The sequence below is a fragment of the Paenibacillus sp. Y951 genome, from assembly GCF_056786395.1.
This window is the reverse complement of sequence record NZ_JBXCIY010000030.1, coordinates 1-24,967: the sequence shown is the minus strand read 5'-3', so window position 1 is coordinate 24,967 and position 24,967 is coordinate 1. Positions and strand designations below refer to the sequence as shown.

Sequence of the window (24,967 nt, the reverse complement as noted above, 5' to 3'; positions counted from 1 at the left end):
TACTAATCGGTCGAGGGCTTATCCTACAATTTTTCTAGACGGAGCGCAAGCGAAGATAGAAAAATACATCGGAAGCATAGATTCAAATGATTCACTTTGGAGTTTTACCTTTCACATCCAGTTTTCAAGGTGCAAGCCTTGATGCTATGCCATTGATCTTAATTGATCAAGGATAATTGGTTAACGTTCCCTGATAGCTCAGTTGGTAGAGCACTCGACTGTTAATCGAGTTGTCACAGGTTCGAGTCCTGTTCGGGGAGCCATGCTCTCATAGCTCAGTAGGTAGAGTGCATCCATGGTAAGGATGAGGTCACCGGTTCGATTCCGGTTGAGAGCTCCACAACCAGATGTACACTAAAGTAAGACAAGTTATTGCAAGGCCCGTTGGTCAAGTGGTTAAGACACCTCCCTTTCACGGAGGTAACAGGGGTTCGAGTCCCCTACGGGTCACCATTATGGAGGATTAGCTCAGCTGGGAGAGCATCTGCCTTACAAGCAGAGGGTCGGCGGTTCGAACCCGTCATCCTCCACCATAATATTGGGGATTAGCCAAGCGGTAAGGCAACGGACTTTGACTCCGTCATCACAGGTTCGAATCCTGTATCCCCAGCCATTTTACTCTCGTAATGAGAGCCATTAGCTCAGTTGGTAGAGCACCTGACTTTTAATCAGGGTGTCGAAGGTTCGAGTCCTTCATGGCTCACCAGTTTATTATTTGTCATTATTAATTGTGCGCGTGTGGCGGAATTGGCAGACGCACTAGACTTAGGATCTAGCGTTTCACGACGTGGGGGTTCAAGTCCCTTCACGCGCACCAACTACGAAATTCACCATCAGATATTATCTGGTGGTTTTTTTATATTTCTAATAAAGTTGAAAAACAACCAAAAAATATTAGCACTAGTGTTGACAATTTATTAAATTTACTGTAATGTATTAAGGGTAGTCGATTTGATGTGCGCGTGTGGCGGAATTGGCAGACGCACTAGACTTAGGATCTAGCGTTTCACGACGTGGGGGTTCAAGTCCCTTCACGCGCACCATATAACTTTTGTTATACTCAATCAAATCATAGGACTTACAATGTGCGCGTGTGGCGGAATTGGCAGACGCACTAGACTTAGGATCTAGCGTTTCACGACGTGGGGGTTCAAGTCCCTTCACGCGCACCAACCACGAACTTTAACCACCAGGGATAACCTGGTGGTTTTTTTGTGCTCGCTTAGTTTATACTCTATTTCTAATACAACCAGCGGATCATACATTATGGGCTATTATTGATAACTGTTGTTCAATAATCTCTTGCTGACTGGAACCAGCAATTCCAAGCGCGATGTTACCGCCGATTTTATGGCGTAGACCGGGGATTAGTCTGGTTGCATATATACCAAATATTTTAGCGGAATGAGTGAGTTTATTGGGAGTGTATACGACAGATGACATGAAATTGGACCTTTTAATAATATCTTCGTTAATAGGCATGCGGATTTGTTCATATAGTGACAATGCATCTTTCATATCAAGCTGCTGAGACAAATGATGTGCGAGTAATTTGCTTAATATATCAGCGTCTTGAATAGCCATATTCATGCCTTGCCCTGATGATGCATGGGTTTGATGTGCTGCATCACCAATTAGTGCCACACCTTTACTATAGTAGCTCTCCACATGCATGCGCACCATTTTGTACGTATGCTCATCTTCACGATGAATGGTAACATTCCGAAGCTTAGGTACACGTTTTACAAGCTGATGTATTAGTTCCTCATCGTTATATTTTCTCCATATTGCTGATTGACCAGAAGGTACTACAACGGTTATACGCATTTGCTGATGAGGTAGCGGAATAAGGACGACTGCACCCTCACGATGCAAATGAACTTGAGTTCGTAACTCACCTTTATACCAAGCAGGTCTTGGCATATGAAGCACAACAAGTTCGTGGTTGTACACAATACGTTCTGCTGGTATATCTAATTGCTTACGAATCGAGGACATGCCACCATCAGCAGCGATGACTATTCTAGCACGGTATTGAACTTGCTTATTTTTAGTTTTGATGACAGCCCCATTAACATGACCGTGCTCATCGTAGGTTAGATGTTCCATAGAGCTGCCACGAACCATCTGTATATGATCATAATTGTTGATCCAATCGATAAGTCCTTGTTCAATGTCACGGTGTGGAATGTTCATTATATAATTAAATTTACTTGTCTTTAATGGTTGTAGATCAATGTTCATTAGTTGTTTGAAGAAGGAGTGATGGAGTTCGATTCCATAAGATTTAATATGAGGGATAAGCTGTAGATGTTGCAGAACACCCCATTGCTCCAAAATTTCTAAAGTTCGAGGCTGTAAGCCATCTCCGCGATTCATACTGCCAGGCTCTTTGCGCCTATCGATAACGATAACGTTGAAATTATATTTGGAGAATGCACAAGCTAGTGCTGCCCCTGCAATTGCGCCTCCAACAATAATAACATCTGTTGCAATCGTTTCAAGATGATTCGACTCCATAGTGTAACCTCCTATTATTTAAGAAGTGATTTTACGAATAATGTTATTGGCGATGTAAGGGAAGTATTTGATCATACGACTTAACATTATGCTTTGCCGCCCTACAACGACTTCATCTTTTTTGAGTTGGATTGCTTTAATCATTTTGAGAGCGACATAATTAACATCCAAGGAACCAGATTGACCATACCATTGCGGAATACGATGATGTAGATGAGCACTTAGGTTAGTGTCCATATGTCCGGGGGAGAAGAGGGTTACATGAATGCCTTTATCTGAAACTTCTCTACGAAGTCCTCGTGCAAAACAAGAAATAGCTGCTTTGGTAGCTCCATATGATACCATTTTTGGAAAAGCGGCATCACCCATAATAGAGGAGATTAATACGATTTGCCCTGTTTGTCTGGAGAGCATATGCGGAATAATATATCTAGTGCAACGAATAATACCAACAACGTTCGTTTGAAACATAGCTTCAACTTCATCCATTTGCAGATGGTTAATATTATCGATGTACTGGATAGCCGAACCTAGAATTGCAATATCGAGTCGACCAAATTGTTGGATTGTCTCATCAATAAGTTGTTGAACGGATTCCTCTGAACGAATGTCGCAATAGTGTGCTTGGCATGAACCACCGCTTTTTTCAATGGTATGTTTAAGATCATGCAGTGCCTCACAATTTCTAGCAGAAACAATAACGGTTGCCCCTTGATTGGCAAGTTTTAACGAAACCGATCGACCAATTCCGCTAGATGCGCCTATAACTAGAATAATTTTATCTTTCATTAACAAACCTCCCACAACTTTTTATTAACTTCTTGTTACACTTCATTGCTAATGAAAAGTTACTTCAGAAGCAGATCCTACTATAATCATTGATTTGATTTGTTCAATATACCTTCTAATAAAATGTTGGTTACGATTTGCAAAGATTGTGAGTACGAGACATTATGTTCAGTTAGAAAGGCTTCTTTCGTGAATACATCCATGGCAGCCAAGAAGAGTTGAATAATCATACTAGGGTCGATGTTAATAATGTAGCCACGTTCCTTTGCTACACGAAATAAGCCTTCATAACGTTTAATTCTAATGTCTCTCTCGATTTCGATTTTTGCCCATAACTGTGGATAGGCATGCTGAATGTCTACAATCTGATCACGAGTGAAGAAAGTCAGATGTTTTGCTACGATCGGAGGAAGCATTGTGATCTTATCTATGATGTTAAGTGATGTATCTTGCATAATAGGGAGTACTTCTAAGTCGATTTGTTGAAATATGTTGTCTATAGTTGCCTCAATAATATGCTCTTTACCTCTAAAAATTTTGTATAATGTCTTTTTGCTAATAGATAATTCAGTAGCTACTTGATCAAGTAATACTTTACTGAAGCCTTGTTCCATACCTAATTGAAAGTATTTATCGATAATTTTTACTCGAAGTTGCTCGGTCTCTGTAGTTGAATGATTCATAATGAAACGCTCCTTATATGTGAATAGGATACATAATGGACGGAAACTGTAATTCAATAATCAGTTTCCGCTACTAATATAACAAAAGTTACCTATAATTGTCAAATTATATTTTGGGTATAGCTTTGTAGTTGTAATGTTGAACTGCCCAAGTGTCTCCTTACTCTCTTATATAATTAAATTAATTTCGCCTAATCTATCGGTTTCCTATATTTACACTTCTTTTATTACCTGCTTTTGTGTTATTCTTATATGTTACGTAATTTATATATGGATCGTAAACTAAGGAGATAACATGACATTTAATGACTTGAATATTATACCCGAGATTTTAAAAGGGTTAAGCAAAGAGAACTATACTACCCCGACACCTATACAGGAGCAGGCAATTCCAGCCGTATTGGCAGGCAGAGACTTGCTGGGCTGCGCTCAGACTGGGACAGGGAAGACGGCCGCATTTGCAGTGCCAATTATCCAATTGATAAGCAATCGGAAAAGCAACAGCAATACTGGACGCCGTATTCGCTCGTTGATTTTGACACCGACAAGAGAACTTGCTATTCAGATTTCTGATAATATTAAGGCGTATAGTCTTTACACGGATGTACTTTGTACGGCTATCGTTGGTGGCGTTTCACAAAAAGCGCAGGAACGGGCGCTCAATCAAGGGGCGGATGTCATTATTGCGACTCCGGGAAGACTGATTGATCTCATCACTCAAAAGCGTATTGATTTACAATATGTCGAAATATTAGTACTTGATGAAGCTGATAGAATGTTGGATATGGGATTCATTCGAGATGTGAAAAGCATTATTGCGAAAATGCCGAGCAAAAAACAGACGTTATTTTTCTCGGCAACGATGCCTCCTGAAATATCGAAAATGGTTAAGTCAATACTCGTGAATCCGGTGAAGGTCGAAATTACCCCGGTATCTTCTACTGCGGATAGAATCAAGCAGTCTATTTATTTGATGGAAAGTGGAAAAAAACAAGATCAATTGAATGACTTGTTACAAGATGAATCTATTGTGTCAGCATTGGTGTTTACCCGCACGAAGCGCGGAGCCGATCGGGTTGCGAAAGCATTAACTAAAGTGAACATTTCTGCTCAAGCTATTCATGGAAACAAGTCTCAAAATGACCGACAAAATGCATTAAGTAATTTTAAGAGTGGGGCAACGCGAGTGTTGGTAGCGACGGATATTGCAGCGAGAGGAATTGATGTGGACGAGCTTTCCCATGTAATCAACTTCAACTTGCCTAATATTCCAGAAACCTATGTTCATCGCATTGGTCGTACTGGTAGAGCGGGACAGAGCGGAATCGCAATTTCTTTTTGTGAAGTAGATGAACTTCCATATCTAAAGGATATTGAGAAGCTAATTGGTAAGGCGATCCCCGAAGTGGAAGATCATGCTTATCCAATGAAAGGTAGACCACAGCAGCTAACTACCGAAGCTGTTAAGGCTGCCAAGCCCAAGATGAATCGGGCACCGGCACGAAACCCAAATTCGAAGACGACTACCACTGGAAAGCCTAAGCCAGAGACAAGCTCTGCACGGAAACCTAAGTCAGAGACGGCCTCGGCTGGAAAGCCTAAGTATGGTACGAACTCTGCACGGAAACCTAAGTCAGAGACGACTACAGCTGGAAAGCCTAAGTATGGTACGAACTCTGCATGGAAACCTAAGTCAGAGACGACCACGGCTGGAAAGTCTAAGTTCGGGGCGAACCCGGCACGGAAACCCAAGTCCGTATGGGTTAAAAAGGACAGCAAAACAAGCGGAGAGCATAAGGCTTAAGGCTGCATAACAAATTCAGGAACCTCCTCTGCGTAAGGCAGTGGAGGTTTTTTCGTGTGAATTGGATTATTTTTGTAATCCATATAAAACTTCGCTACAATAGAGAGAGGCATTGCCTGTACCTACTATTGAAGGAGAGTGCATAAATATGTATGAAGTTGCAATTATCGGAGCAGGTCCAGCTGGGGCTAGCGCAGCATTATTTACGGCAAAAGCAGGTAAGAAAACGATTGTTTTTGATAGTGATAAAGGTATGACAAAACGCGCTTGGTTCGAGAACTTTTACGGGATATCAGAAATTTCAGGGCCTGAGCTAGTTGAAACTGGTATTAAGCAATTTCAGAAATTTGGTGCACAATATAAAGAGGATGCCATTGTATCGATAGTGAAAGCTGACGAAGGTGTCGTATTAACTACTGCTAGTGGTGAAAGTATCGAAGCTAAGCATCTTATTATTGCTTCAGGAATTCATACAGATCTAGCCGAGCAATTAAGTCTCGCTACGAAACCAGGTACAGAGCCTCGTATTAAAACAATTTTTGATGTTGATGCACAAGGTAAGACGAATGTTGAAGGGATATGGGCAGCTGGTACATGTACTGGAGTAAGCGTGCATGCGATTATTACTGCTGGTGACGGTGCGAAAGTCGCTATTAACGTAATTAGTGAACTGAACGGCGAGCGTTATGTCGATCACGATATGATGAAGGCTTAATGATCATAGTGTAGAAATATTGAGAATGGTCATATTATAGAAAGAATGAAGCAGAAGAGGAATTGTCTCTATTGAGATAATTCCTCTTTTTGTGGTGCAATAATTAAAGCATGTTCCTCCTGTCTAGCGGAGATAATCATATAGTGACCTAGAGACATCAAAATTTTGGGAGTTTTTAATTGTTTAATATATGAAAATTTTCAAAAATTCTGCTAGAAAAGCTGTTTATAAAAGGACAGACCGCTATTTTTAAGTTTTTTTCAGTGTTTTTTCAAAAAACACTTGCATTTCAAATCCAAAGGTGATATATTATTACTTGTCGCCGCGATAATGCATCGCGAAAGACAGTAAGTAATTAAGTCGTGCGGAAGTGGCTCAGCGGTAGAGCATCGCCTTGCCAAGGCGAGGGTCGCGGGTTCGATTCCCGTCTTCCGCTCCAACAATTGCGCCCTTAGCTCAGCTGGATAGAGCGTTTGACTACGAATCAAAAGGCCAGGAGTTCGAATCTCTTAGGGCGCGCCATTTTAATTACCTTCATTACGGGATGTAGCTCAGCTTGGTAGAGCACCTGGTTTGGGACCAGGGGGCCGCATGTTCAAATCGTGTCATCCCGACCAGTTTAATAAGCGGGTGTAGTTCAATGGTAGAACTCTAGCCTTCCAAGCTAATAGCGTGGGTTCGATTCCCATCACCCGCTCCATACCATAACGAACAGACTTTGAGAAATCAAAGTCTTTTTTTTGTGTTTTTCTACATTTTTCTATGAAATAAAATTGAAAAAAATGTAAGTGGTAATTTATAGGTAAAATATGTACGATCATTTGTAATTATTAGCTACTATCTTAGATTGTAAAGTTGCTGTACAAATCTTAATAAGGGATTTGCGTATAGGTAAGTTGCAAAACGATTATGCTAGTTAAAACAGTAACATCAATTAACATAAGAGAATTTGTTTTGGAATACTATAATTATTGCCGAAAATAGAAGAGTAATTTATGAATTGAACACAATAAGAGAATGATAAATTCCTTTGTACTTATTGACATATACTACTGTTCGTGAATAAAGCGCTTACTACATTAAATATACGTTAATATAAGCTTTTTTTTAGATTAATTATGCTGAAAAGGCTTCAATGTAGTTGCATTTTGATGTATAATAAAAATAATGTTTTTGTAATTAACTGAGAGTAATCTTACGAATATGATTTATAGATAATTTATTAAGCATGGTTTGTGAGTTTGCTACACAGATCTGTAGGAGGAAGAGTATGTCGGATCAAACTGTAACATCAACAGCGACTAATCGGACGCAATCTAATAACTTGCTTAGACGCGATGTCCGTTATTTAGGCAATATACTCGGTGAAGTACTTGTTCATCAAGGCGGACGTGAGCTTTTAGAGCTTGTGGAGCAAATTCGAGAACAAAGTAAATCACTTCGTGCTCATTTTGACCCTGAGTTGTTTGGACAAGTTAAGGAGACGATTTCGTCCTTAAGTTCAGAGAAGCGTCATCAGGTAATTCGTGCTTTCGCTATTTATTTCCAACTAGTCAATATTGCTGAGCAAAACCACCGTATTAGAAGAAAGCGTGACTATGAGTTTCTAGCTGGTGAAGAAGTTCAAAATGGATCTATTGAAAGTGCAATTAAAGTGCTTAAGGATCGTAATACGTCTACAGCTGATGTTGAAGAGATGTTAGCGGGTATTTCCTTAGAGCTTGTCATGACTGCACACCCAACAGAAGCAACTCGCCGTGCTGTACTTGATATTCATAAGCGTATTGCTGATGATGTCATGGAACTAGACAATCCAACGTTAACTTATCGTGAACGTGAAAAGCTTACGGAAAAGCTATTGAATGAGGTTCTTATTCTATGGCAAACCGATGAGCTGCGTGATCGCAAGCCAACTGTACTTGATGAAGTTAAAAATGGATTGTTCTACTTTGACGAAACATTATTTGACGTGCTGCCTAGCGTATATGAAGAGCTAGAAAGATGTCTTATTAAATATTACCCAGAAAAACAATGGCATGTACCTAGCTACTTACGTTTTGGTTCATGGATTGGTGGGGACCGCGATGGTAACCCGTCTGTAACTTCTGATGTTACATTGCAGGCGTTGAATCTTCATCGTTCACTTGCCGTTCGTAAGTATGAGGAGCAAGTTCGCGGCATGATGGAAATGCTGAGCTTCAGCACTAATCTTGTTCAAGTAACAGATGAGCTACTTGCGTCGATTGCGAAGGACCAAGCACAAATTGAGCTTGCTCATGTTGATCTATGGAGAAACCCAACGGAACCATACCGTGTGAAGATTGGCTATATGTTAGAAAAATTAGCGAATACTGTCGATCCTGATGAGGCTGAGCCTAATAGCTATTATGTAACACCAGATGAGCTGATGGCAGATCTGAAAATTATTGATCGCAGCCTGCGTAGTCATTATGCGGATTACTTCGCTGATACTTACCTTGCTAAGTTATGCCGTCAAGTCGAATTGTTCGGCTTCCATCTAATGACGCTTGATATTCGTCAGCATAGTCAAGAACATGAAAATGCAATGACTGAAGTGTTGGCTAAGCTAGGCATTGAAGCTAACTATAGTGGATTGTCGGAAGACGAGAAAATAGCATTGCTGGTGAAATTGTTAGAGGATCAACGTCCATTAACATCACAGCACCAGGAATATTCAGCTTCGACTCGTGAATGCTTAAATGTATATGAAGTTGTTGCTAAAGCGCAGAAAGAATTCGGTAAAAACTGTATTACTAGTTACTTAATCAGTATGGCTGAGGCTGCTAGTGATATGTTAGAGGTTATGGTGTTTGCCAAAGAAGTTGGTTTGTTCCGCGTGGAAGATGATGGGACAACGGTTTGTACGATGCAAGCTGTTCCATTGTTTGAGACGATTGATGACCTTCATGCAGCACCTGGCATTATGAAGCAATTATTTGACATTCCATTGTACCGTAAAGCTGTTGCTGCTTGTGGTAACATGCATGAAATTATGCTTGGTTACTCTGATAGTAACAAAGACGGTGGAGCAGTTACTGCCAACTGGGAGCTTCGTGTAGCGCTTAACAATATTACAGCTGCTGGTAATGAGTATGATGTTAAGTTGAAGTTCTTCCATGGTCGTGGCGGTGCGCTAGGACGTGGTGGAATGCCGCTTAATCGTAGTATTCTTGCGCAGCCACCACATACTGTCGGTGCTGGTATTAAAATTACGGAGCAAGGTGAAGTCCTTTCTTCACGTTATTCCTTGCAAGGTATTGCTTATCGTAGCTTGGAGCAAGCGACTTGGGCGCTTATTACAGCTGCTCGTCTGGCGAAATACCCAGAGCAAGCTCAGGCGATAGAGAAAGAGTGGGAAGAAATTGCTGCTTCGATCTCAGAAACGGCATTGAATAAGTATCAGGACCTGATCTTTAGAGACCCTGACTTCCTAACCTTCTTCAAAGAATCAACACCGCTTAATGAAGTTGGTGAGTTGAACATTGGCTCTCGTCCATCTAAGCGTAAAAATAGTGATCGTTTTGAAGATTTACGTGCGATTCCTTGGGTATTCTCTTGGACGCAAAGTCGTTATCTGCTACCTGCATGGTATGCAGCAGGTACTGCCCTCGCCGAGTATATGGGCGATGACGAGAATAAACTAGATACATTGAAAACAATGTACGAGAAATTCCCGTTCTTCCGCAGTTTAATTGATAACTTGCAAATGGCACTTGCGAAGGCAGATATGCCTATCGCTAAGCTATATGCTGGTATGATTACTGATGACACGATTCGTGAGCGTATCTTCACGCAAGTGGAACAGGAGTACAAATTAACTTCTGAGCTTATTTTGAAAATTACGAATCAAACAGAAATTTTGGATAATGTTCCTGTTATTCAAGAGTCTATTCGTTTGCGTAATCCGTATGTTGATCCGCTTAGCTATCTGCAAGTGCAATTGCTTGCTGAGCTTCGTGCGATCCGTGCTGAAGACGGGGACGATCAAGAGTTACTTCGTGAAGTATTGCTTACGATTAACGGAATTGCAGCGGGATTACGTAATACTGGTTAATATTATATTCTATCTAAATGCAAGGGGATGTCCCAAAAGTCATTGCAAAAATGACAAAGGGATGATCCCCTTTTTTTTTATATTCTTTTATAGTTAGATTAACGTTGCTTTAAGGTGAATCCCTCACAATAAAAGTATCCAATCAAGCAAGAGCAATCATTAAGGATACAGGAGGAGCATTCATATGGATAACGATCAATTCGAAGCTTATTATAAAGAGGTAGAGCAATTACCTCCGCTGAAAGAAAAAAAGAAAGCGAGCAGGAAGGATAACAAGAAAAAGAATAGAAAAAACGGTATAGCAGTCTATTTATCTGCTTTTCTTGCAGGTGCATTAATGATCGGGGGTCTAACGTACACCGCAGATCGCATGAATCTTTTTACTGGAGAAGCTAGTAATCGCACAGCATATTATTCGAATACGGGGAGTACAAGCTTCGGTGAAGCTGGATTAGTTACTGCATCGCAATCCAAAACAGCTAGCAGCACCTCAGATGTATATGCAGCGACTTCACCTTCGGTAGTGAAGATCGAGACCTATACAGAATCGCAAGCTTCTAGTATGTTCGAAGATCCGCGGATGTGGCGATATTTCGGCGAGATGCCACGTGGGCAGAATCAACAAGAGCAGAACTCACCTAATCAACGTGGCGATAATTCCGAGACAGATTCACAATTGAAGGATGAAGCTAATTTACAATTAAGTGGGTCTGGAACAGGCTTTGTTGTAGATGCTTCGGGGTACATTGTAACGAATGCGCATGTTGTAGCTGATGCCAAGCAAGTTAAAGTGTCCATTAATGGCTACGACGAAGCGATGACTGCCACAGTTATTAGCAGCAGTAGTGAGCTTGATATCGCATTGTTGAAGGTTGAAGTGCCTAATGGAGCTGGTCTTCCTGCGCTGACGCTAGCAAATTCAGATGAGCTAGCGATTGGACAGTGGGTACTAGCTATCGGCAATCCGCTTGGTTATGACTCCACATTAACAATGGGTATCATTAGTGCAACGGAAAGACCGATTACGATTGAAAATTCGGAAGGCATGCCTCAAGTATATGAACATATGCTGCAAACGGATGCCTCAATTAACCCAGGAAACTCTGGTGGACCTTTGTTAAATGAAGCTGGACAAGTCATTGGGATGAATACGGCAGTCAATTCGGAGGCTCAAGGAATGGGATTTGCGATTCCGGCGAATATCATTGCAGAGTACTTAAATACGCTTGTTGTGTAGTGTAGTTCAAAAAGCGGACTTTGATAACGATAGGTATGCTAACGTAGTATATTCGACATCGCATCTGAAGTGAATTTGGGAAGTCCGGGACTCGTGTACCAATTACGTACACTGGAGCGTCCTCCTTCCTAAAATTGACTTCACCTGCTCGGTTCTGAAAGCCCGCTTTTTGAACCTTTATCTAAAGGGTAGTTCAAAAAGCGGACTTTGATCACGATAATTATGCAAATTAAACGTAATCGACAGCGAAAAACAGCCTATTTTAATAATAAATGAAGATTCGAGTAGAGAATGCTCGAATCTTTTCGTGTTTTAGGATAAAATAGTAAAGTAAAGATCAGACGTACCAAGAGACGTTTGGAGGAATAGTTGAGTGAATCTATTAGAGAGCCAGCTCGTTAAGCTGGCATTAAAGGGTGATCAGGCAGCTTTTGCTGAGCTTGTTGATCTGTATCAAGAAAAGCTATACCATATGGCATATCGTATGTTGAGCAATCGCCAAGAGGCGGAGGATGTCGTTCAGGATACGTTTCTTCGTGTATATAATAATCTTGAGCGTTATGACATAACGATGAAGTTTTCTACTTGGATCTATAGAATTGCTACTAATTTGAGTATCGATCAGTTAAGAAAACGTAAGCCGATCTACTCTTTGGATGCAGAATCTTCTGATTATGAAGGTTTAGATGGATATTCTATGATTCCTAGTGATAATCGTACACCAGAATCAGAATTGCTTATATCAGAAACGCAACAAATTATTCATCGAGCGATTGATACATTACCGCCTAAGTACAAGACGGTTATGATACTTCGTTATATTCATGAGCTTTCCTTGCAAGAAGTAGGGGATATATTGGACATGCCTGTAACTACGATCAAAACAAGAGTGCATCGCGGCCGTGAATTTCTTCGTAAAAAGCTGGAGCACAAATTATAGATCATTAGAATGATTAGCTAATATTCTTTTGAAACATTAATTTTGATGAAACGTATGTCTAATAGAGCTTGGTGGGGAACATACTCATTAGGACGGAACCGAAGAAAGAAGGGCTGCTGCTATGGAATGCAAGGTTGCGATTCAAGCTATTCATCTATACCTAGACGGTGAGCTTGAAATAGATCAATACCAACAATTAGAAGCGCATATGAATAACTGCAACAACTGCAAGCAACACTATGAACAACTTGAGAAAACAGATGCGATGGCGCATTTTGCAATGCATAAGACGACAACGAAGCCGGTAAGAAGCGAGCGGGATGTAGCGGATCTGAGAACGGCTATTATTGCACAGTTGCCTACGAAACAAAAAGCGCGATCCAATACAAGATTTGTCCGTTGGTTATATCGATACCCTGGTTTAACGGCGGCTGCTATGTTTATTGCGGTTATGTTTATTAGTGTCTTTGCATCATGGGATCAAGATAACAAACTAGTTATTTCAGGTTCACAGGAAGATTTACAGTACATTGTCATTAACGGAAATACAGTAATTGTACCAGAAGGTAGTCAGTTGACTGGAGATTTGGTGGTCGAAAATGGTATAGTTGAGGTGAAGGGTGCTGTAGATGGAAATGTTACCGTAATCGATGGAAAGATGGTGCTTGCCTCAACTGGTCATATTGCTGGTCAAAGTAAAGTTATTGACCAAGCTTTAGATTGGATATGGTATAAAGTAACTTCATCAATTTCTGGGGCAATTCCGCAATAATCTACAAAAAGCTTCCTTTTTTGAGGGAGCTTTTTTATTTTTTTCGACAAAAAGGGTTTTAGATTGTCGATCTAGAAAGCTAACATGAAGTGAAATAGGATGTTGTGGCGGTTGGGGGTTGAAAAATGAGTTATTTTGCAGATTCCTCTTGGCATGATTGGTTAAAGGATATTATCGATGTCGGAATCGTAGCCTTTATTATATATAAGTTGATGATGCTCGTTCGCGGTACGAGAGCTGTTCAGTTATTAAAAGGGATTTTCGTACTTGTTGCGACATGGGCAGTGAGTTCATGGCTGGATTTATATACGCTTAAATGGCTAATGAGTCAAATGTTCAACTGGGGTATTGTTATGATATTAATTCTATTCCAACCTGAGCTAAGACGAGCATTGGAGCAATTGGGCCGAGGGAAATTCTTCTCTCGTGGCTCTTCATTAGATGCCGCCGGACTTGGTGAGCAAATTGAAGAGGTTATTCGAGCCGTTCGTTCGATGTCTAAGAAAAAGGTCGGGGCATTAATTGTATTTGAACGGAAAACAGGCGTTTCGGAAATGATCGAATCAGGTATTGCGATGGAGTCGCGAATTTCATCGGAGCTACTTATGAATATATTTACACCTAATTCCCCATTGCATGATGGTGCCGTTATTGTACGCGGCAATCAGATTATGGCAGCAGGCTGTTATTTGCCTTTATCTGAAAACCCATTTATAAGTAAAGAATTAGGGACACGCCATCGAGCTGGAATTGGAGTAAGTGAAGTGAGTGATGCGATTTCTTTGATTGTATCAGAGGAGACAGGTCAAGTTTCGTTAGCAATTAATGGGCTTATCGTGCGCGATATTAATGAAGAATCACTTATTTCCAAATTGCATGAAGAATTATCGCCACGTACTGATGGGTTAAAGAAAGAAAATGCTATATTGGCCTTCTTCAAGAAGAAAAAGGGGGATCAGCATGGATAAATGGATAAATCATCCTACTTCCTTGAAAATATTATCGCTAGTCCTTGCTTTATTAATTTGGGCAATCGTACATTATGATCCCGAAACTTCTCCGCAATCTGTTACGTCTAATACGGATACGAAGATTATTGAAGCAGCGACAATTGTGCCGATCGGTCTAGATACTGATAAATACGTATTAACGGGCTTGGAGCCGACGGTAGTTCGCGTTGTTGTTGAAGGTAGAATATCTAACTTACGTACAGCGACTAATGATGACTATGTGGTACAGCTTGATTTACGAGATGTTGGTCCTGGTATTCAAGATTTGCCGTTAACGCTCCAAATGCCAAAAGGAATTACAGAGGTAGAAATATCTCCACGCCTTGTTACCGTGCAAATTGAAGAGCTTGAGACGCAAACGCTTGAAGTTCAAGTGCTTACTAAAGGCGATCCAGCGCCAGGCTATATTGTTGGAGAATCATCGATCGTTGGAGATACTGGTAACGTTGTTGAAGTGACAATGCCGAAGGATGATTACGCTCGTCTGGCGACGCTAGCTGTTACGGTCGATATTACAGGTGCAAATGCGACCGTTACGAACAAAAAAGCTAAAGTTGTTGCATATGATACGCAAGGGGTCGCACTTTCTAATGTTACGGTTCATCCGGATACATTAAGTGCAGAGACCATCATCTCATTACCATCGAAGGAGCTACCGGTGCAATTAAGATATACAGGCAATCTTCCTGAAGGATTCAGTCTTGTATCTATTAATTCAGCAACGACAAGTGTAATCGTTAACGCACAACAGACGGTGCTAGATGAGCTGACGTTATATGATGGCTTCGTGCTCGATCTATCCAAGGTGAAGGATTCAGGGGAAGTGCTAGTTAAGGCTGAGAAGTCTGACATAGGCTTGACCGTAACTCCTAATGAAATACCTGTAATTGTTGAGATTGAAGCCACTGCAACGAGAACGATGAGTGGAATTCCTGTGGTAATTACTGGTCTTGAAGATGATTTGAAGGCGATGATTACAAATAGTACGAATGGACGTATGGATGTATTACTTACTGGAGCAGATAATTTATTACAGAAGATCAAAAGTTCTGATGTTAAACTATCGCTTGATGTAACTGGTCTTACCGTCGGCACACACGAATTAATGGTTGCTGCAGAATTACCGGCGTATATTCGTACCCAAGAGTTTGAGGATTTCACACTTAATGTCACCGTAGAGATAACAAGTACAAAGGAAATCGATACGAAGGGTGAAGAGGAAGTTGTAGATCCTATCATTCCAGATTTACCGACTAGTGAGATAGATAGTGAAAATCCGACTCCAGATTCAGAGACGATAACGGGTGGGGTGGAGGAGCCGGTGGGTCCCTCGCCATCAAGTGGCAATGAAGAGGAAGTTCAAACCGGCGAACTTTGATAACGAAGTTATGCATGGAGCTTACTCGGCATATTAAAAATACTAAATATTAATATTAAACATTTAAGGGAGAACGATTATGGGGAAATATTTTGGAACAGATGGTGTACGCGGTGTAGCAAATACCGAATTAACACCAGAATTAGCATATAAAATTGGTCGTTGTGGAGGCTACGTACTTACTCGCAGGGCACATAAGCCTAAAGTTATTATTGGACGTGATACTCGTATTTCTGGCAATATGCTAGAGGCTGCGCTAACTGCAGGTTTACTTTCAATTGGTGCAGATGTTATTTCTGTAGGCGTATTATCTACTCCTGCAGTGGCATATCTTACGCGTGAGCTGCAAGCTGATGCTGGTGTAATGATCTCTGCATCGCATAATCCTGTTGAAGATAATGGTATCAAGTTTTTTGCAGGGGATGGCTTTAAGCTGTCTGATGAAACTGAATTAGAAATAGAAAGCTTGATCGATGCAGAGGTAGATGAACTACCTCGTCCAATAGGTGGCGATGTTGGTTCAGTTGTAAGCTCACATCAGCTGGCGGATAAATATTCACAATATTTGAAAACGACAGTTACAGGTCAATTTGCTGGTTTGAAGCTTGTATTAGATTGTGCACATGGTGCTGCTTATGAGCTGGCACCGCAAATATTCAAGGAGCTAGGTGCCGAAGTTATTACTATAGGTGCAGAGCCAAATGGTAAAAATATTAATGAAGGCGTTGGTTCAACGCATCCTGAGTTCGTACGTGAACAAGTGTTGGCGCACGGTGCTGATGTTGGACTATCTTTCGATGGTGATGCTGACCGTCTAATTGCCATTGATGAGCATGGTGAAGAAGTAGATGGCGACTTCATTCTATGTATTATCGGTGATCGCATGAAGCGGGAAGGTAAGCTGAAGCATGATACAGTGGTGACGACAGTTATGGCTAATATCGGATTTTTCAAAGGTACGGAGAAGATCGGCTTGAATACCGCTCAAACAGCAGTTGGTGACCGTTATGTTATGGAAGAAATGCGTCGTGGCGGCTACAATCTAGGTGGAGAGCAATCAGGTCATGTCATCTTCTTAGATCATATTACAACAGGCGACGGCATTATGACTGCTTTGCAGCTTGTTGATACGATGCAATTATCTGGCAAGAAGCTAAGCGAGTTGAAAGGTCTTATGCGTAAATACCCGCAGAAGCTCGTCAATGTGCGTGTGGCCGATAAGAGTCGATATGAAGGCAATGAAGCGATTCTACAAGCAGTGCAAGAAGTTGAGCAGGAGCTAGGTGATAATGGCCGTGTGCTTGTACGTCCATCTGGAACAGAGTCATTGATTCGTGTGATGGCTGAAGGACCAGAGAAAGAACTAGTCGATGCATATGTTGATCGCATTGCCGATGTTGTTAAAGCACAGCTTGGATAATTGTAGCTAGCAGAGCGTATAAGCTTGCTAATAAATTAGAATATAATGAGCGTAACGATAAGAGATTAGCTGAAAGGGACAGATTATTATGATCTGTCCCTTTTATTTGGATTGAACGCATATACAGCAAATGTTGTAGAGAGAACTTGTACGATAAAAAAATATGCAATTGGATGAAATAAATTGTTGCGTACAAGACCGAAAATGAATATGATAAGTAAGTGTGATTCAAGAAGGAAAGAGAGGGTAGATGTTACAACAAACCAAGCGCCAGAGCTTAATGAGGTATAGGTGGTTCAAAAAATGGACTTTGATAACGATGATTATGCTAATGTAGCGTAGTCGACGTCGAATATGAAACGAACTTGGAAAGTACGGTTCGCGTGTACCAAACACGTACACTTGCGCTTCCGCCTTTCTCAAGTAACGTTCCATCTTCTCGGTTCTGAAAGCCCATTTTATGAACTCTCATTTTATGAGGTGGTTCAAAAAATGAACTTACATTTAACTATTAAGCTGACGAGGTAAAGGTGTTCGAAATTTCGGCGGGGACCTTTCGGTAAGTACAGACAACCGCAAGCTTATTTGCAAACCAATTGGGCGACTAATTGAACAAACGAATAGCTGTCTGACTATAATGAAGTGATCGTTTCGCAGTGCTTATACTGTTGTCGCTAAGAAGAGCGAGCAGTATAAGTCAATGGATCGCTAGCAAATATGTGGCTAATGGAACATGTCCATGGGCTAGCTTGCTATTGCCTAATGAAACGAAGATGTTGGTAAGTCATATGGATATTTGCTATGTGGTTCGTGCAGATTAACAGTATCGTCTAAAGTATATGCTACAGATGAGACACTGCCTGCAAGCGAGACACTATGCGGAGGAATATACTATGTGTGGTATTGTTGGATATATTGGTAATGGGGAAACACAACAGATTTTACTTGAAGGATTGAAAAAATTAGAATATCGCGGATATGATTCTGCTGGTATAGCTGTATTTACAGAGCAAGGGCTTGAAGTTACAAAATCTAAAGGTCGTATTGCTAATCTTGAAGAAAAGCTAGAAGGTACACCGCTGCATGGAGCGGTTGGTATAGGTCATACACGTTGGGCTACTCATGGTAAGCCTTCTGATGTGAATTCTCATCCGCATACAGATAATTCTCATCAATTCTCTGTTGTGCATAATGGTATTATAGAAAATTATCTTGATCTGAAAGAAGAACTGATCGCTAAAGGACATGTATTTGTGTCTGAAACGGATACGGAAGTTATTTCTCATCTGATCGCTGAAGAATACGATGGTAATCTTGTTCAAGCAGTACAGCGTGCTGTGAAGCATATAAGAGGCGCGTATGCACTAGGCGTGCTAACTTCTCATGAGCCAGATAAATTAGTAGCTGTGCGCTTTGCAAGCCCGCTAGTCATCGGTCTTGGTGAAGGTGAAAACTTTATCGGATCAGATATTCCAGCGATTCTGGAATATACACGTAATGTCTATATTCTTGATGATGGCGATATGGCAGTATTGACTCGTAATGGGGTAGAACTATTCAACCTTGAGGGCGAAAGCATTGCCAAAGATATCGTGCATATTGATTGGGATCTAGTGACGGCTGAGAAAGCTGGTTTCGACCACTTTATGCTGAAAGAAATATATGAACAACCGAAAGCATACCGTGAAACGATGCTTGGTCGTATTACCGAAGATGGTAAATCCGTTAATCTAAGCAAAGAGCTTGAAATGAATGATGATTATATTCGTTCAATCTCGAAAGTTCACATCGTTGCTTGTGGTACAGCATACCATGCAGGATTAGTTGGTAAATCAGTAATCGAATCATTGGCGCGCATTCCAGTAGAAACAGATGTTGCTTCTGAGTATCGATACCGTTCACCAATTATTACACCAGAAACACTTGTTATCGTAGTCAGCCAATCTGGTGAAACTGCCGATACACTAGCGGCTATGCGTGAAGCACAACGTAATGGCGCTCGCGTGCTGGCGATTACGAACGTTGTAGGTAGCTCTGTAGCTCGTGAAGCGGATGATGTATTAGTAACATGGGCTGGTCCTGAGATTGCTGTTGCTTCAACAAAAGCATACTCATCTCAATTAATTGCATTTTATTTGCTTGGACTTCATCTTGCGCGCATACTTGGTACGAAAGAAGAATCTGAGCTTACTCATATTATTGAAGGATTAACAGCACTTCCAGAGCAAGTGGAGAGCATCTTAGAGCAAGCTTCTATATTGAAGCAAGTGGCAGAATCGATGTCTCATCATACAAGTCTATTCTTCATCGGACGTGGAGTAGATTATGCCGTAGCACAAGAGGGATCGTTGAAATTGAAAGAGATCTCTTATATTCACTCTGAAGCTTATCCAGCGGGTGAGTTAAAGCATGGTACGCTGGCATTGATTGAAGATGATATTCCAGTTATTGCTTTAGTAACTCAAGAGGCTCTATATGAGAAAACACTAAGCAATATTAAAGAAGTAAAAGCACGGGGTGCCCATGTGCTAGCAGTAACGAACCAAGGGTTTGAAACAGAAGTAGCGAAATCCGTAGATGAAGTATTCGCAATTCCGAAGACATTGCCAGTGCTTACTCCAGCATTAGCTGTAGTGCCGTTGCAATTGCTTAGTTACTATGCTTCGCTTGCATTGGGGCATGATGTGGATAAACCACGTAATTTGGCGAAGAGTGTTACTGTGGAGTAGGGGAGTTATAAATGAATGTGCTTATGTCTGGTGACATTATAGTTAGTGCCTAGACATTATAGTAGGTGTCTTGACATTAAAGTTAGTGTCTTGACATTAAAGTTGGTGTCTTAAGGTTTATAAATTGGTTACCTTTGGATACACTGAAGTAAGAATCATCAAGAACTACAGCAGAAAAATTTATAGATAATGGCTTCGCCCTTTTTTACAAAGGGGCGAGGCCATTAGTCGTTTTTAAGGGGAATATCGGGGTATAAAAAACATTTTATCGGGGTGTAAAGAACATTTCTGGAGGTGGAAAAGTTGTCTAAGCGTGGCGAAAGGAAAAAAGTACTGCAAAGCAACTATATTAAGAAAGGAAGGGGGCAAGGTGTTGGAGAGAATTATCGGCCGTTTATTCAAGCACATGACAATAAAATTGCTTCAGAAGGTTGGTTAACACGACATAAAGGATGGAAGACCGGACGAATTCATCATACTCTATCCGAACATGAGAGAAAATATTTGTATTACTGCGAATGGCTTGATGGGGTTACTGATATCCGTGAGCAATGGCCGCTTTTACCGCTAGAGAAGACAATTGAGATTGCTGAACAACTTGGCATTAAGCATCCACATATAGACGGTACCCCAGTAGTCATGACAACGGATTTCCGGATTACGTTACAAGTAAAAGAAGGAAGCCGTGATGTTATCCGAACAATAAAACCTCGTGAGAAATTATCAGATCGCACTCTGGAACTATTTGAAATTGAAAGAGTTTATTTTATAGAGCAAGGTATTGATTGGTGTATTGTTACGGAAGATAAGATCCCTCACATCCTTGTGAAGAACGTAGAATGGATGGCAAATGCAAAATATTTAGATACCCAACCAATTGTTAATCTGGAACTTGTATGCTTGTTGCACGACGACATATACGAGGTGTTTTCAAAGGATGCTGGACGAACGTCGCTAATGAATCTTTGTGTGAGGACAGACCATGAATATCGCTTGCAAAAAGGGACATGCTTGTTTATCTTGCAACATATGTTAGCAAACAAGTTCTGGGGAATGGAGATGGATAAACATATTATTCGAGAAAGTGAACCATTAATTATTATTCAGAATGAACAGCTGATGCAAAAAACGATTTACTTAGCTTGATAAGGAGGTGTATTTGAACATGCAAATCGTAGTCAATTCTATCATTGAGCGTTTGTGTGAGGATCTAGAGGTAGTTGAGATAATACGGATCCTATGGATAGATGATGAACGCAAACATATCGTGGTGGTTAATATCGACGACCATCGAAAAATGTCCTATCCTTACTTTTTAAGACTTGAAGAAATTTGGAATGTCAACACTAAATCAAACAATTTTATTAGGGGCTAAGTTTCTATATTCGACCGGACTTAAGTAGCCAAGCGTGCTGTGTGTGCGTATATTATTGTACCAATTGATGTAATCAAATAGTTCAAGTGTGAGTTGTTCTTGCGTGAGAAAGTTCATACCGTTGATTAATTCTGTCTTTAATATCTTAAATGTTGCTTCTGCTACTGCATTATCATAAGGATTTCCTTTATTGCTTAGCGAACGTTGAATGTTGTACGTGCACAATAGCTCGTCAATGCCAACATTCTTAAATTCAGAGCCTCGATCGGTGTGGAACAATTTCACAGTTTCTAATGGCTTTTTGACGGTTGCAAAGGCACGTTGAACTAATGCTGCGTCTTTTCGATCACCAGCACTGTAACCAACGATTTCTCGGTTGTATAGATCAATCAAGAAACAGACATAGTTCCATTGTTTACCCACTTTGACATAGGTCAGGTCACTGACCAAAACAGACATTTCTTCTTTGACCTGAAACTCACGATGCAACACGTTTTGAATGGATTCTTCATTGGGACGCGAAGACATAGGCTTATACGATGATTGAGCATACTTTGATCGAATATCAAGCTCCTTCATCAATCGTCCGATCCGTCGTCTAGAGACCGTGTAGCCTTCCTTAGACAGGGCATCTTTGATTTTACGAGTGCCAAATACTTGACGATTTTTATTGAAGATTAATAGAATGTCATCTTTTAATCGTTGCTCTTCATCCACTCTTTCATTTTCTTTTTGAATGGCTATTTCTACTTCATAATAAAACGTACTTCTAGCTATTTGTAGGACATCGCACATTGCTGATACCGAATATTTATGACGGTTTTTCTCGATCAATTTTATTTTCGTCCCATGATCAGCGCGGCTTGCTTTAAAATATCGACTTCCATTTCTAACTGTTTATTTCTTTTTCTCAACGCAATTAATTCAAGTTCTTCTGGGCTTCGATTGTCTTTTTCCTTGAAAGATCCAGACTGTTGGAATTGTGAAATCCATCTATCTAAAGCAGATGGGGTTAATTCGAATTCCTGCACAATATCTTGACGGCTTTTCCCATTTTCATATAAAGCAACCACTTGCTTTTTAAATTCTGTTGTAAACACTCTTCTTTTTGGGGCCATAGTAGATTCTCCTCATTTCATCTCTATTATTCTACCGCCCCTTATCTTTAATGTCCAACTAAGTGTAACCTATCCACTGGATTAAGAGATAAGTTTATTGAAAACCATCGTGAAGTAATTGAAGAGCTTACTGTTACCTAATAGGTAGTGGAGATGAATATCGAGATTATGAATGATGGCATTAGTAGGAAGGAAGAATAAGTATGGAGTGAGTAACAATTGAATCAATAAAAGGTGACTCTAACTGGAATTTTCTAGAGAATGTATAGACCCCGTTTTACTAAACCTGATATCCTCTTCTAAAAAAATGTCCATGCTTGATCTTCGATTTCTCCATATATCCTCTTGCTTTAATAACTACCGTCTATGATTAATAATATAACTAATTGATTGAGAAAATCACCTTATACTTGCCATTCAGAGGATGTTTATTCTAGGATCTCCCCCATCTTTTGTGAAATGGTGTAAAATAATGTTGTAGGTCATTACGATCCAGGGGGATATTTATGGATGAATTTCAGATTAGACAAAAAATAAAGATCTTTGTAGAAAGAGAATTAGAAAAATTTATTGATGATTATATTTGTGTTTACAAAGATAATATAGGCTTTTTGTTATATTATCATTTACTTGCGGTTGAGAAAAAGTTTATTAATTCCTATCCCAATCAAGGAAAGAGTGAAATTTATCGCAGTTCTATTAGTTGGTTTATAGGAAGAATTATAACAAAAATAGATAATAAACAACTTAGATTTCAATTCAATTCGGAAGATTTTAAGTACTACTGTGAGAATTTGCTTCCAATGATTCACAATGCTTATTCAGATTATAAATTTATTAAAGAAATAATGGATATGAGTTCTTTTGCAAAAAGTCGACTTAATGAAGTTGATAAAGGCTCTTATAAATTAACTAGTTCAACGGTATGGGGGGGATTTCTTAAAGAGTATTTATATTACAATGGAATTCACGATAAAGGAAGAATGAAATACGAAAAAATAATAAAAACGAGACCGGTACTATATTTTTCTGAAAAAATAAAGAATTCAAGAGAAAAGAATTTAAAGAGTGACATTAAAAAAATTGATAGATTAATGGTAGATATAAATAAAGAATTGCTAAACTTATGTTATCAAAATACAAAATTGGACTTAGACAAAATAGAGGGGTTTAAAAGCGAATCTATTAAGAGTAACAAAAATTTATTAGATTTTATTTCAATACTTTATTATTTCTCGCAAATACAATCAGAAATTTATAAACTTTCTTTACTAGATTCGCCGAATGAAAATTTCTTATTAATTTCATTTGATAAAGAGTATTTGGTTCAGAAGATTAACAAAATTACTGACTTAAATTTGGAGTATATCAAAAAGTGCATATCTTATTTTACTTTTGATGGGCGGGGCACCTTATTGGAATTCCCGTTATTAGAATATAACGAGAAAATATATTTTGTACCTTCATTCTTTTTGTTGAGTGATTTGCAATTTACTTTAACAAATGGACACTATTTAAAAAATAAAAAAGTTATCAAGCGAGACGAGTCAGTTTCAAAAAGTGTTGTTAATGAAATCAAAAATAGTGCAGAAAAATATACCAACATTATAGTTGTTGATGGAAAGTATTATGAATTCTTTAATGATGAGGGTAAAAAAGAAAATAGCGATATAGATGTGGCTATTTATGATCGGAATTCAAACTTATTACTCATTATAGAATGTAAGTGGAAAGAAAATCACTACGTTTCTGTCATGGATGAAAATCATGTTAAAATATTTGATACATTGAACAAGGCGTATACTAAACAACTCGATAAGCATAAATTATTTTTAGAAAAGAAACTTGACAATGTTAATAATATCTTGGGTTTTACAGGTGAGAACAGGTTAGATAAATATCCCGAGATCTTTTACATATCCGTTGATAAAAGATGTCAATTATATATTGATAACAAATATCTTGTTCCTTTATATGGGCTACTGACTTTATTTAATATGTATAGTGAGTCACAGCTATTAAAACTAGATTGGGTAGTTGAGGAATTGAAAAAGCAGAATACTAAAGTAGAATATATATACGTAGAAGAAAATCAAAAGGAAATCAATCTAGATAGCAATTTAACTTTATATTCTGATGTCTTGAATTTAAATTATAATCTAAAATAATTTGCGTAGCCAAGGTACGAATAATACGTATTTAAAGGGCGAAGTTGAAGGCTAAGGGCATTAGCTAGTCCGCTGAATTGATAAGTTATAGTATAAATGCTAGATTGGGTGTAAATGTCAACCTAAGAATGTATACTTTTGCTTGTTTAATGATGTACAAAATCACTTGTCTTCTTTCACAAAGTGATCCTTCAAACGGTAAGATTCGCCTACAATCGTGACGACCGTTGCATG

Annotated in this window: 17 protein-coding genes and 13 tRNA genes; 25 read left to right on the top strand and 5 right to left on the bottom strand. The window is 39.6% G+C overall.

Annotated elements, in window-relative coordinates; all coding sequences use genetic code 11:
• The first annotated feature begins 187 nt into the window (after window positions 1–187).
• The 9 genes from AC1TPB_RS23675 to AC1TPB_RS23635 all read left to right on the top strand — a co-directional run bounded on the left by AC1TPB_RS23675 (window position 188) and on the right by AC1TPB_RS23635 (window position 1,172).
• Window positions 188–263 (top strand) — tRNA-Asn (locus AC1TPB_RS23675).
• A gap of 1 nt (window position 264) precedes the next feature.
• Window positions 265–340: transfer RNA gene (locus AC1TPB_RS23670), tRNA-Thr, on the top strand.
• Window positions 341–378: 38 nt separating this feature from the next.
• Window positions 379–453: transfer RNA gene (locus AC1TPB_RS23665), tRNA-Glu, on the top strand.
• 4 nt (window positions 454–457) lie between these two features.
• Window positions 458–533, top strand: a tRNA-Val gene (locus AC1TPB_RS23660).
• Between the two features lie 6 nt (window positions 534–539).
• Window positions 540–613, top strand: a tRNA-Gln gene (locus tag AC1TPB_RS23655).
• A 17-nt stretch (window positions 614–630) separates the two neighbouring features.
• Window positions 631–706 (top strand) — tRNA-Lys (locus tag AC1TPB_RS23650).
• 26 nt (window positions 707–732) lie between these two features.
• Window positions 733–817, top strand: a tRNA-Leu gene (locus AC1TPB_RS23645).
• A gap of 141 nt (window positions 818–958) precedes the next feature.
• Window positions 959–1,043: transfer RNA gene (locus AC1TPB_RS23640), tRNA-Leu, on the top strand.
• Window positions 1,044–1,087: 44 nt separating this feature from the next.
• Window positions 1,088–1,172, top strand: a tRNA-Leu gene (locus AC1TPB_RS23635).
• Between the two features lie 85 nt (window positions 1,173–1,257).
• On the opposite strand, the gene AC1TPB_RS23630 is transcribed toward AC1TPB_RS23635, so the two are convergent.
• The 3 genes from AC1TPB_RS23630 to AC1TPB_RS23620 all read right to left on the bottom strand — a co-directional run bounded on the left by AC1TPB_RS23630 (window position 1,258) and on the right by AC1TPB_RS23620 (window position 3,992).
• A complete protein-coding gene (locus AC1TPB_RS23630) occupies window positions 1,258–2,520 on the bottom strand; it encodes an FAD-dependent oxidoreductase (RefSeq protein ID WP_482078734.1) in 1,263 nt (420 codons plus the stop codon).
• Between the two features lie 18 nt (window positions 2,521–2,538).
• On the bottom strand, window positions 2,539–3,309 hold the full coding sequence (locus AC1TPB_RS23625) for an SDR family NAD(P)-dependent oxidoreductase (RefSeq protein WP_482078733.1): 771 nt from the start codon (window positions 3,307–3,309) through the stop codon (window positions 2,539–2,541).
• A gap of 86 nt (window positions 3,310–3,395) precedes the next feature.
• A complete protein-coding gene (locus AC1TPB_RS23620) occupies window positions 3,396–3,992 on the bottom strand; it encodes a TetR/AcrR family transcriptional regulator (protein ID WP_482078732.1) in 597 nt (198 codons plus the stop codon).
• Between the two features lie 295 nt (window positions 3,993–4,287).
• On the opposite strand from AC1TPB_RS23620, the gene AC1TPB_RS23615 reads away from it, so the two are divergent.
• The 13 genes from AC1TPB_RS23615 (at window position 4,288) to glmM (ending at window position 17,343) form a co-directional block, all read left to right on the top strand.
• Complete coding sequence (locus AC1TPB_RS23615; protein WP_482078731.1) at window positions 4,288–5,796, top strand: DEAD/DEAH box helicase; 1,509 nt, start codon at window positions 4,288–4,290, stop codon at window positions 5,794–5,796.
• A gap of 148 nt (window positions 5,797–5,944) precedes the next feature.
• Window positions 5,945–6,511, top strand: a complete 567-nt coding sequence (locus AC1TPB_RS23610; RefSeq protein ID WP_482064754.1) for an FAD-dependent oxidoreductase — start codon at window positions 5,945–5,947, stop codon at window positions 6,509–6,511.
• Between the two features lie 364 nt (window positions 6,512–6,875).
• Window positions 6,876–6,950: transfer RNA gene (locus AC1TPB_RS23605), tRNA-Gly, on the top strand.
• Window positions 6,951–6,956: 6 nt separating this feature from the next.
• Window positions 6,957–7,033, top strand: a tRNA-Arg gene (locus tag AC1TPB_RS23600).
• Window positions 7,034–7,051: 18 nt separating this feature from the next.
• Window positions 7,052–7,128 (top strand) — tRNA-Pro (locus AC1TPB_RS23595).
• Between the two features lie 9 nt (window positions 7,129–7,137).
• A tRNA-Gly gene (locus AC1TPB_RS23590) sits at window positions 7,138–7,211 on the top strand.
• Window positions 7,212–7,781: 570 nt separating this feature from the next.
• The gene (gene ppc / locus AC1TPB_RS23585; protein WP_482078730.1) at window positions 7,782–10,586 is read left to right on the top strand and encodes a phosphoenolpyruvate carboxylase; all 2,805 of its coding nucleotides are present in this window, start codon (window positions 7,782–7,784) and stop codon (window positions 10,584–10,586) included.
• Window positions 10,587–10,770: 184 nt separating this feature from the next.
• Entirely contained in the window at window positions 10,771–11,823 is a 1,053-nt protein-coding gene (locus tag AC1TPB_RS23580) for a S1C family serine protease (RefSeq protein WP_482078729.1), read from the top strand.
• A gap of 373 nt (window positions 11,824–12,196) precedes the next feature.
• A complete protein-coding gene (gene sigW / locus AC1TPB_RS23575; RefSeq protein WP_482078728.1) occupies window positions 12,197–12,763 on the top strand; it encodes an RNA polymerase sigma factor SigW in 567 nt (188 codons plus the stop codon).
• Between the two features lie 121 nt (window positions 12,764–12,884).
• On the top strand, window positions 12,885–13,535 hold the full coding sequence (locus AC1TPB_RS23570) for a zf-HC2 domain-containing protein (protein WP_482078727.1): 651 nt from the start codon (window positions 12,885–12,887) through the stop codon (window positions 13,533–13,535).
• Between the two features lie 125 nt (window positions 13,536–13,660).
• Window positions 13,661–14,503: a diadenylate cyclase CdaA gene (gene cdaA / locus AC1TPB_RS23565; RefSeq protein WP_482064749.1), complete on the top strand. Its 843-nt coding sequence runs from the start codon at window positions 13,661–13,663 to the stop codon at window positions 14,501–14,503.
• On the top strand, window positions 14,496–15,923 hold the full coding sequence (locus AC1TPB_RS23560) for a CdaR family protein (protein ID WP_482078726.1): 1,428 nt from the start codon (window positions 14,496–14,498) through the stop codon (window positions 15,921–15,923). The genes cdaA and AC1TPB_RS23560 overlap by 8 nt, the downstream gene beginning before the upstream one ends.
• 79 nt (window positions 15,924–16,002) lie before the next feature.
• The gene (glmM, locus tag AC1TPB_RS23555) at window positions 16,003–17,343 is read left to right on the top strand and encodes a phosphoglucosamine mutase (protein WP_482078725.1); all 1,341 of its coding nucleotides are present in this window, start codon (window positions 16,003–16,005) and stop codon (window positions 17,341–17,343) included.
• Window positions 17,344–17,671: 328 nt separating this feature from the next.
• On the opposite strand, the gene AC1TPB_RS23550 is transcribed toward glmM, so the two are convergent.
• The gene (locus AC1TPB_RS23550; protein WP_482078724.1) at window positions 17,672–17,815 is read right to left on the bottom strand and encodes a hypothetical protein; all 144 of its coding nucleotides are present in this window, start codon (window positions 17,813–17,815) and stop codon (window positions 17,672–17,674) included.
• A gap of 421 nt (window positions 17,816–18,236) precedes the next feature.
• On the opposite strand from AC1TPB_RS23550, the gene glmS reads away from it, so the two are divergent.
• Complete coding sequence (gene glmS, locus AC1TPB_RS23545; protein WP_482078723.1) at window positions 18,237–20,072, top strand: glutamine--fructose-6-phosphate transaminase (isomerizing); 1,836 nt, start codon at window positions 18,237–18,239, stop codon at window positions 20,070–20,072.
• A 303-nt stretch (window positions 20,073–20,375) separates the two neighbouring features.
• Window positions 20,376–21,218, top strand: a complete 843-nt coding sequence (locus AC1TPB_RS23540; RefSeq protein ID WP_482078722.1) for a TnsA endonuclease N-terminal domain-containing protein — start codon at window positions 20,376–20,378, stop codon at window positions 21,216–21,218.
• Window positions 21,219–21,423: 205 nt separating this feature from the next.
• Here AC1TPB_RS23540 and AC1TPB_RS23535 read toward each other — a convergent pair.
• Window positions 21,424–22,565, bottom strand: a protein-coding gene (locus AC1TPB_RS23535) for an IS3 family transposase (RefSeq protein WP_482078721.1) whose coding sequence is annotated in 2 segments (ribosomal slippage) — window positions 21,424–22,319 and window positions 22,319–22,565 — 1,143 coding nt in all. Because the reading frame shifts where the segments join, the coding sequence is not laid out codon by codon here.
• A 506-nt stretch (window positions 22,566–23,071) separates the two neighbouring features.
• On the opposite strand from AC1TPB_RS23535, the gene AC1TPB_RS23530 reads away from it, so the two are divergent.
• Window positions 23,072–24,733 carry a hypothetical protein gene (locus tag AC1TPB_RS23530; RefSeq protein ID WP_482078720.1) on the top strand — a complete coding sequence of 554 codons (1,662 nt, stop codon included), beginning with the start codon at window positions 23,072–23,074 and terminating at the stop codon, window positions 24,731–24,733.
• The last annotated feature ends 234 nt before the right edge of the window (window positions 24,734–24,967 follow it).

Bases quoted from the DNA above. Each gene is read 5' to 3' on its own strand.
- AC1TPB_RS23630 (WP_482078734.1), bottom strand. From the start codon at position 2,520: ATGGAGTCGAATCATCTTGAAACGATTGCAACAGATGTTATTATTGTT.
- AC1TPB_RS23625 (WP_482078733.1), bottom strand. From the start codon at position 3,309: ATGAAAGATAAAATTATTCTAGTTATAGGCGCATCTAGCGGAATTGGT.
- AC1TPB_RS23620 (WP_482078732.1), bottom strand. From the start codon at position 3,992: ATGAATCATTCAACTACAGAGACCGAGCAACTTCGAGTAAAAATTATC.
- AC1TPB_RS23615 (WP_482078731.1), top strand. From the start codon at position 4,288: ATGACATTTAATGACTTGAATATTATACCCGAGATTTTAAAAGGGTTA.
- AC1TPB_RS23610 (WP_482064754.1), top strand. From the start codon at position 5,945: ATGTATGAAGTTGCAATTATCGGAGCAGGTCCAGCTGGGGCTAGCGCA.
- ppc (WP_482078730.1), top strand. From the start codon at position 7,782: ATGTCGGATCAAACTGTAACATCAACAGCGACTAATCGGACGCAATCT.
- AC1TPB_RS23580 (WP_482078729.1), top strand. From the start codon at position 10,771: ATGGATAACGATCAATTCGAAGCTTATTATAAAGAGGTAGAGCAATTA.
- AC1TPB_RS23570 (WP_482078727.1), top strand. From the start codon at position 12,885: ATGGAATGCAAGGTTGCGATTCAAGCTATTCATCTATACCTAGACGGT.
- cdaA (WP_482064749.1), top strand. From the start codon at position 13,661: ATGAGTTATTTTGCAGATTCCTCTTGGCATGATTGGTTAAAGGATATT.
- AC1TPB_RS23560 (WP_482078726.1), top strand. From the start codon at position 14,496: ATGGATAAATGGATAAATCATCCTACTTCCTTGAAAATATTATCGCTA.
- glmM (WP_482078725.1), top strand. From the start codon at position 16,003: ATGGGGAAATATTTTGGAACAGATGGTGTACGCGGTGTAGCAAATACC.
- AC1TPB_RS23550 (WP_482078724.1), bottom strand. From the start codon at position 17,815: ATGAGAGTTCATAAAATGGGCTTTCAGAACCGAGAAGATGGAACGTTA.
- glmS (WP_482078723.1), top strand. From the start codon at position 18,237: ATGTGTGGTATTGTTGGATATATTGGTAATGGGGAAACACAACAGATT.
- AC1TPB_RS23530 (WP_482078720.1), top strand. From the start codon at position 23,072: ATGGATGAATTTCAGATTAGACAAAAAATAAAGATCTTTGTAGAAAGA.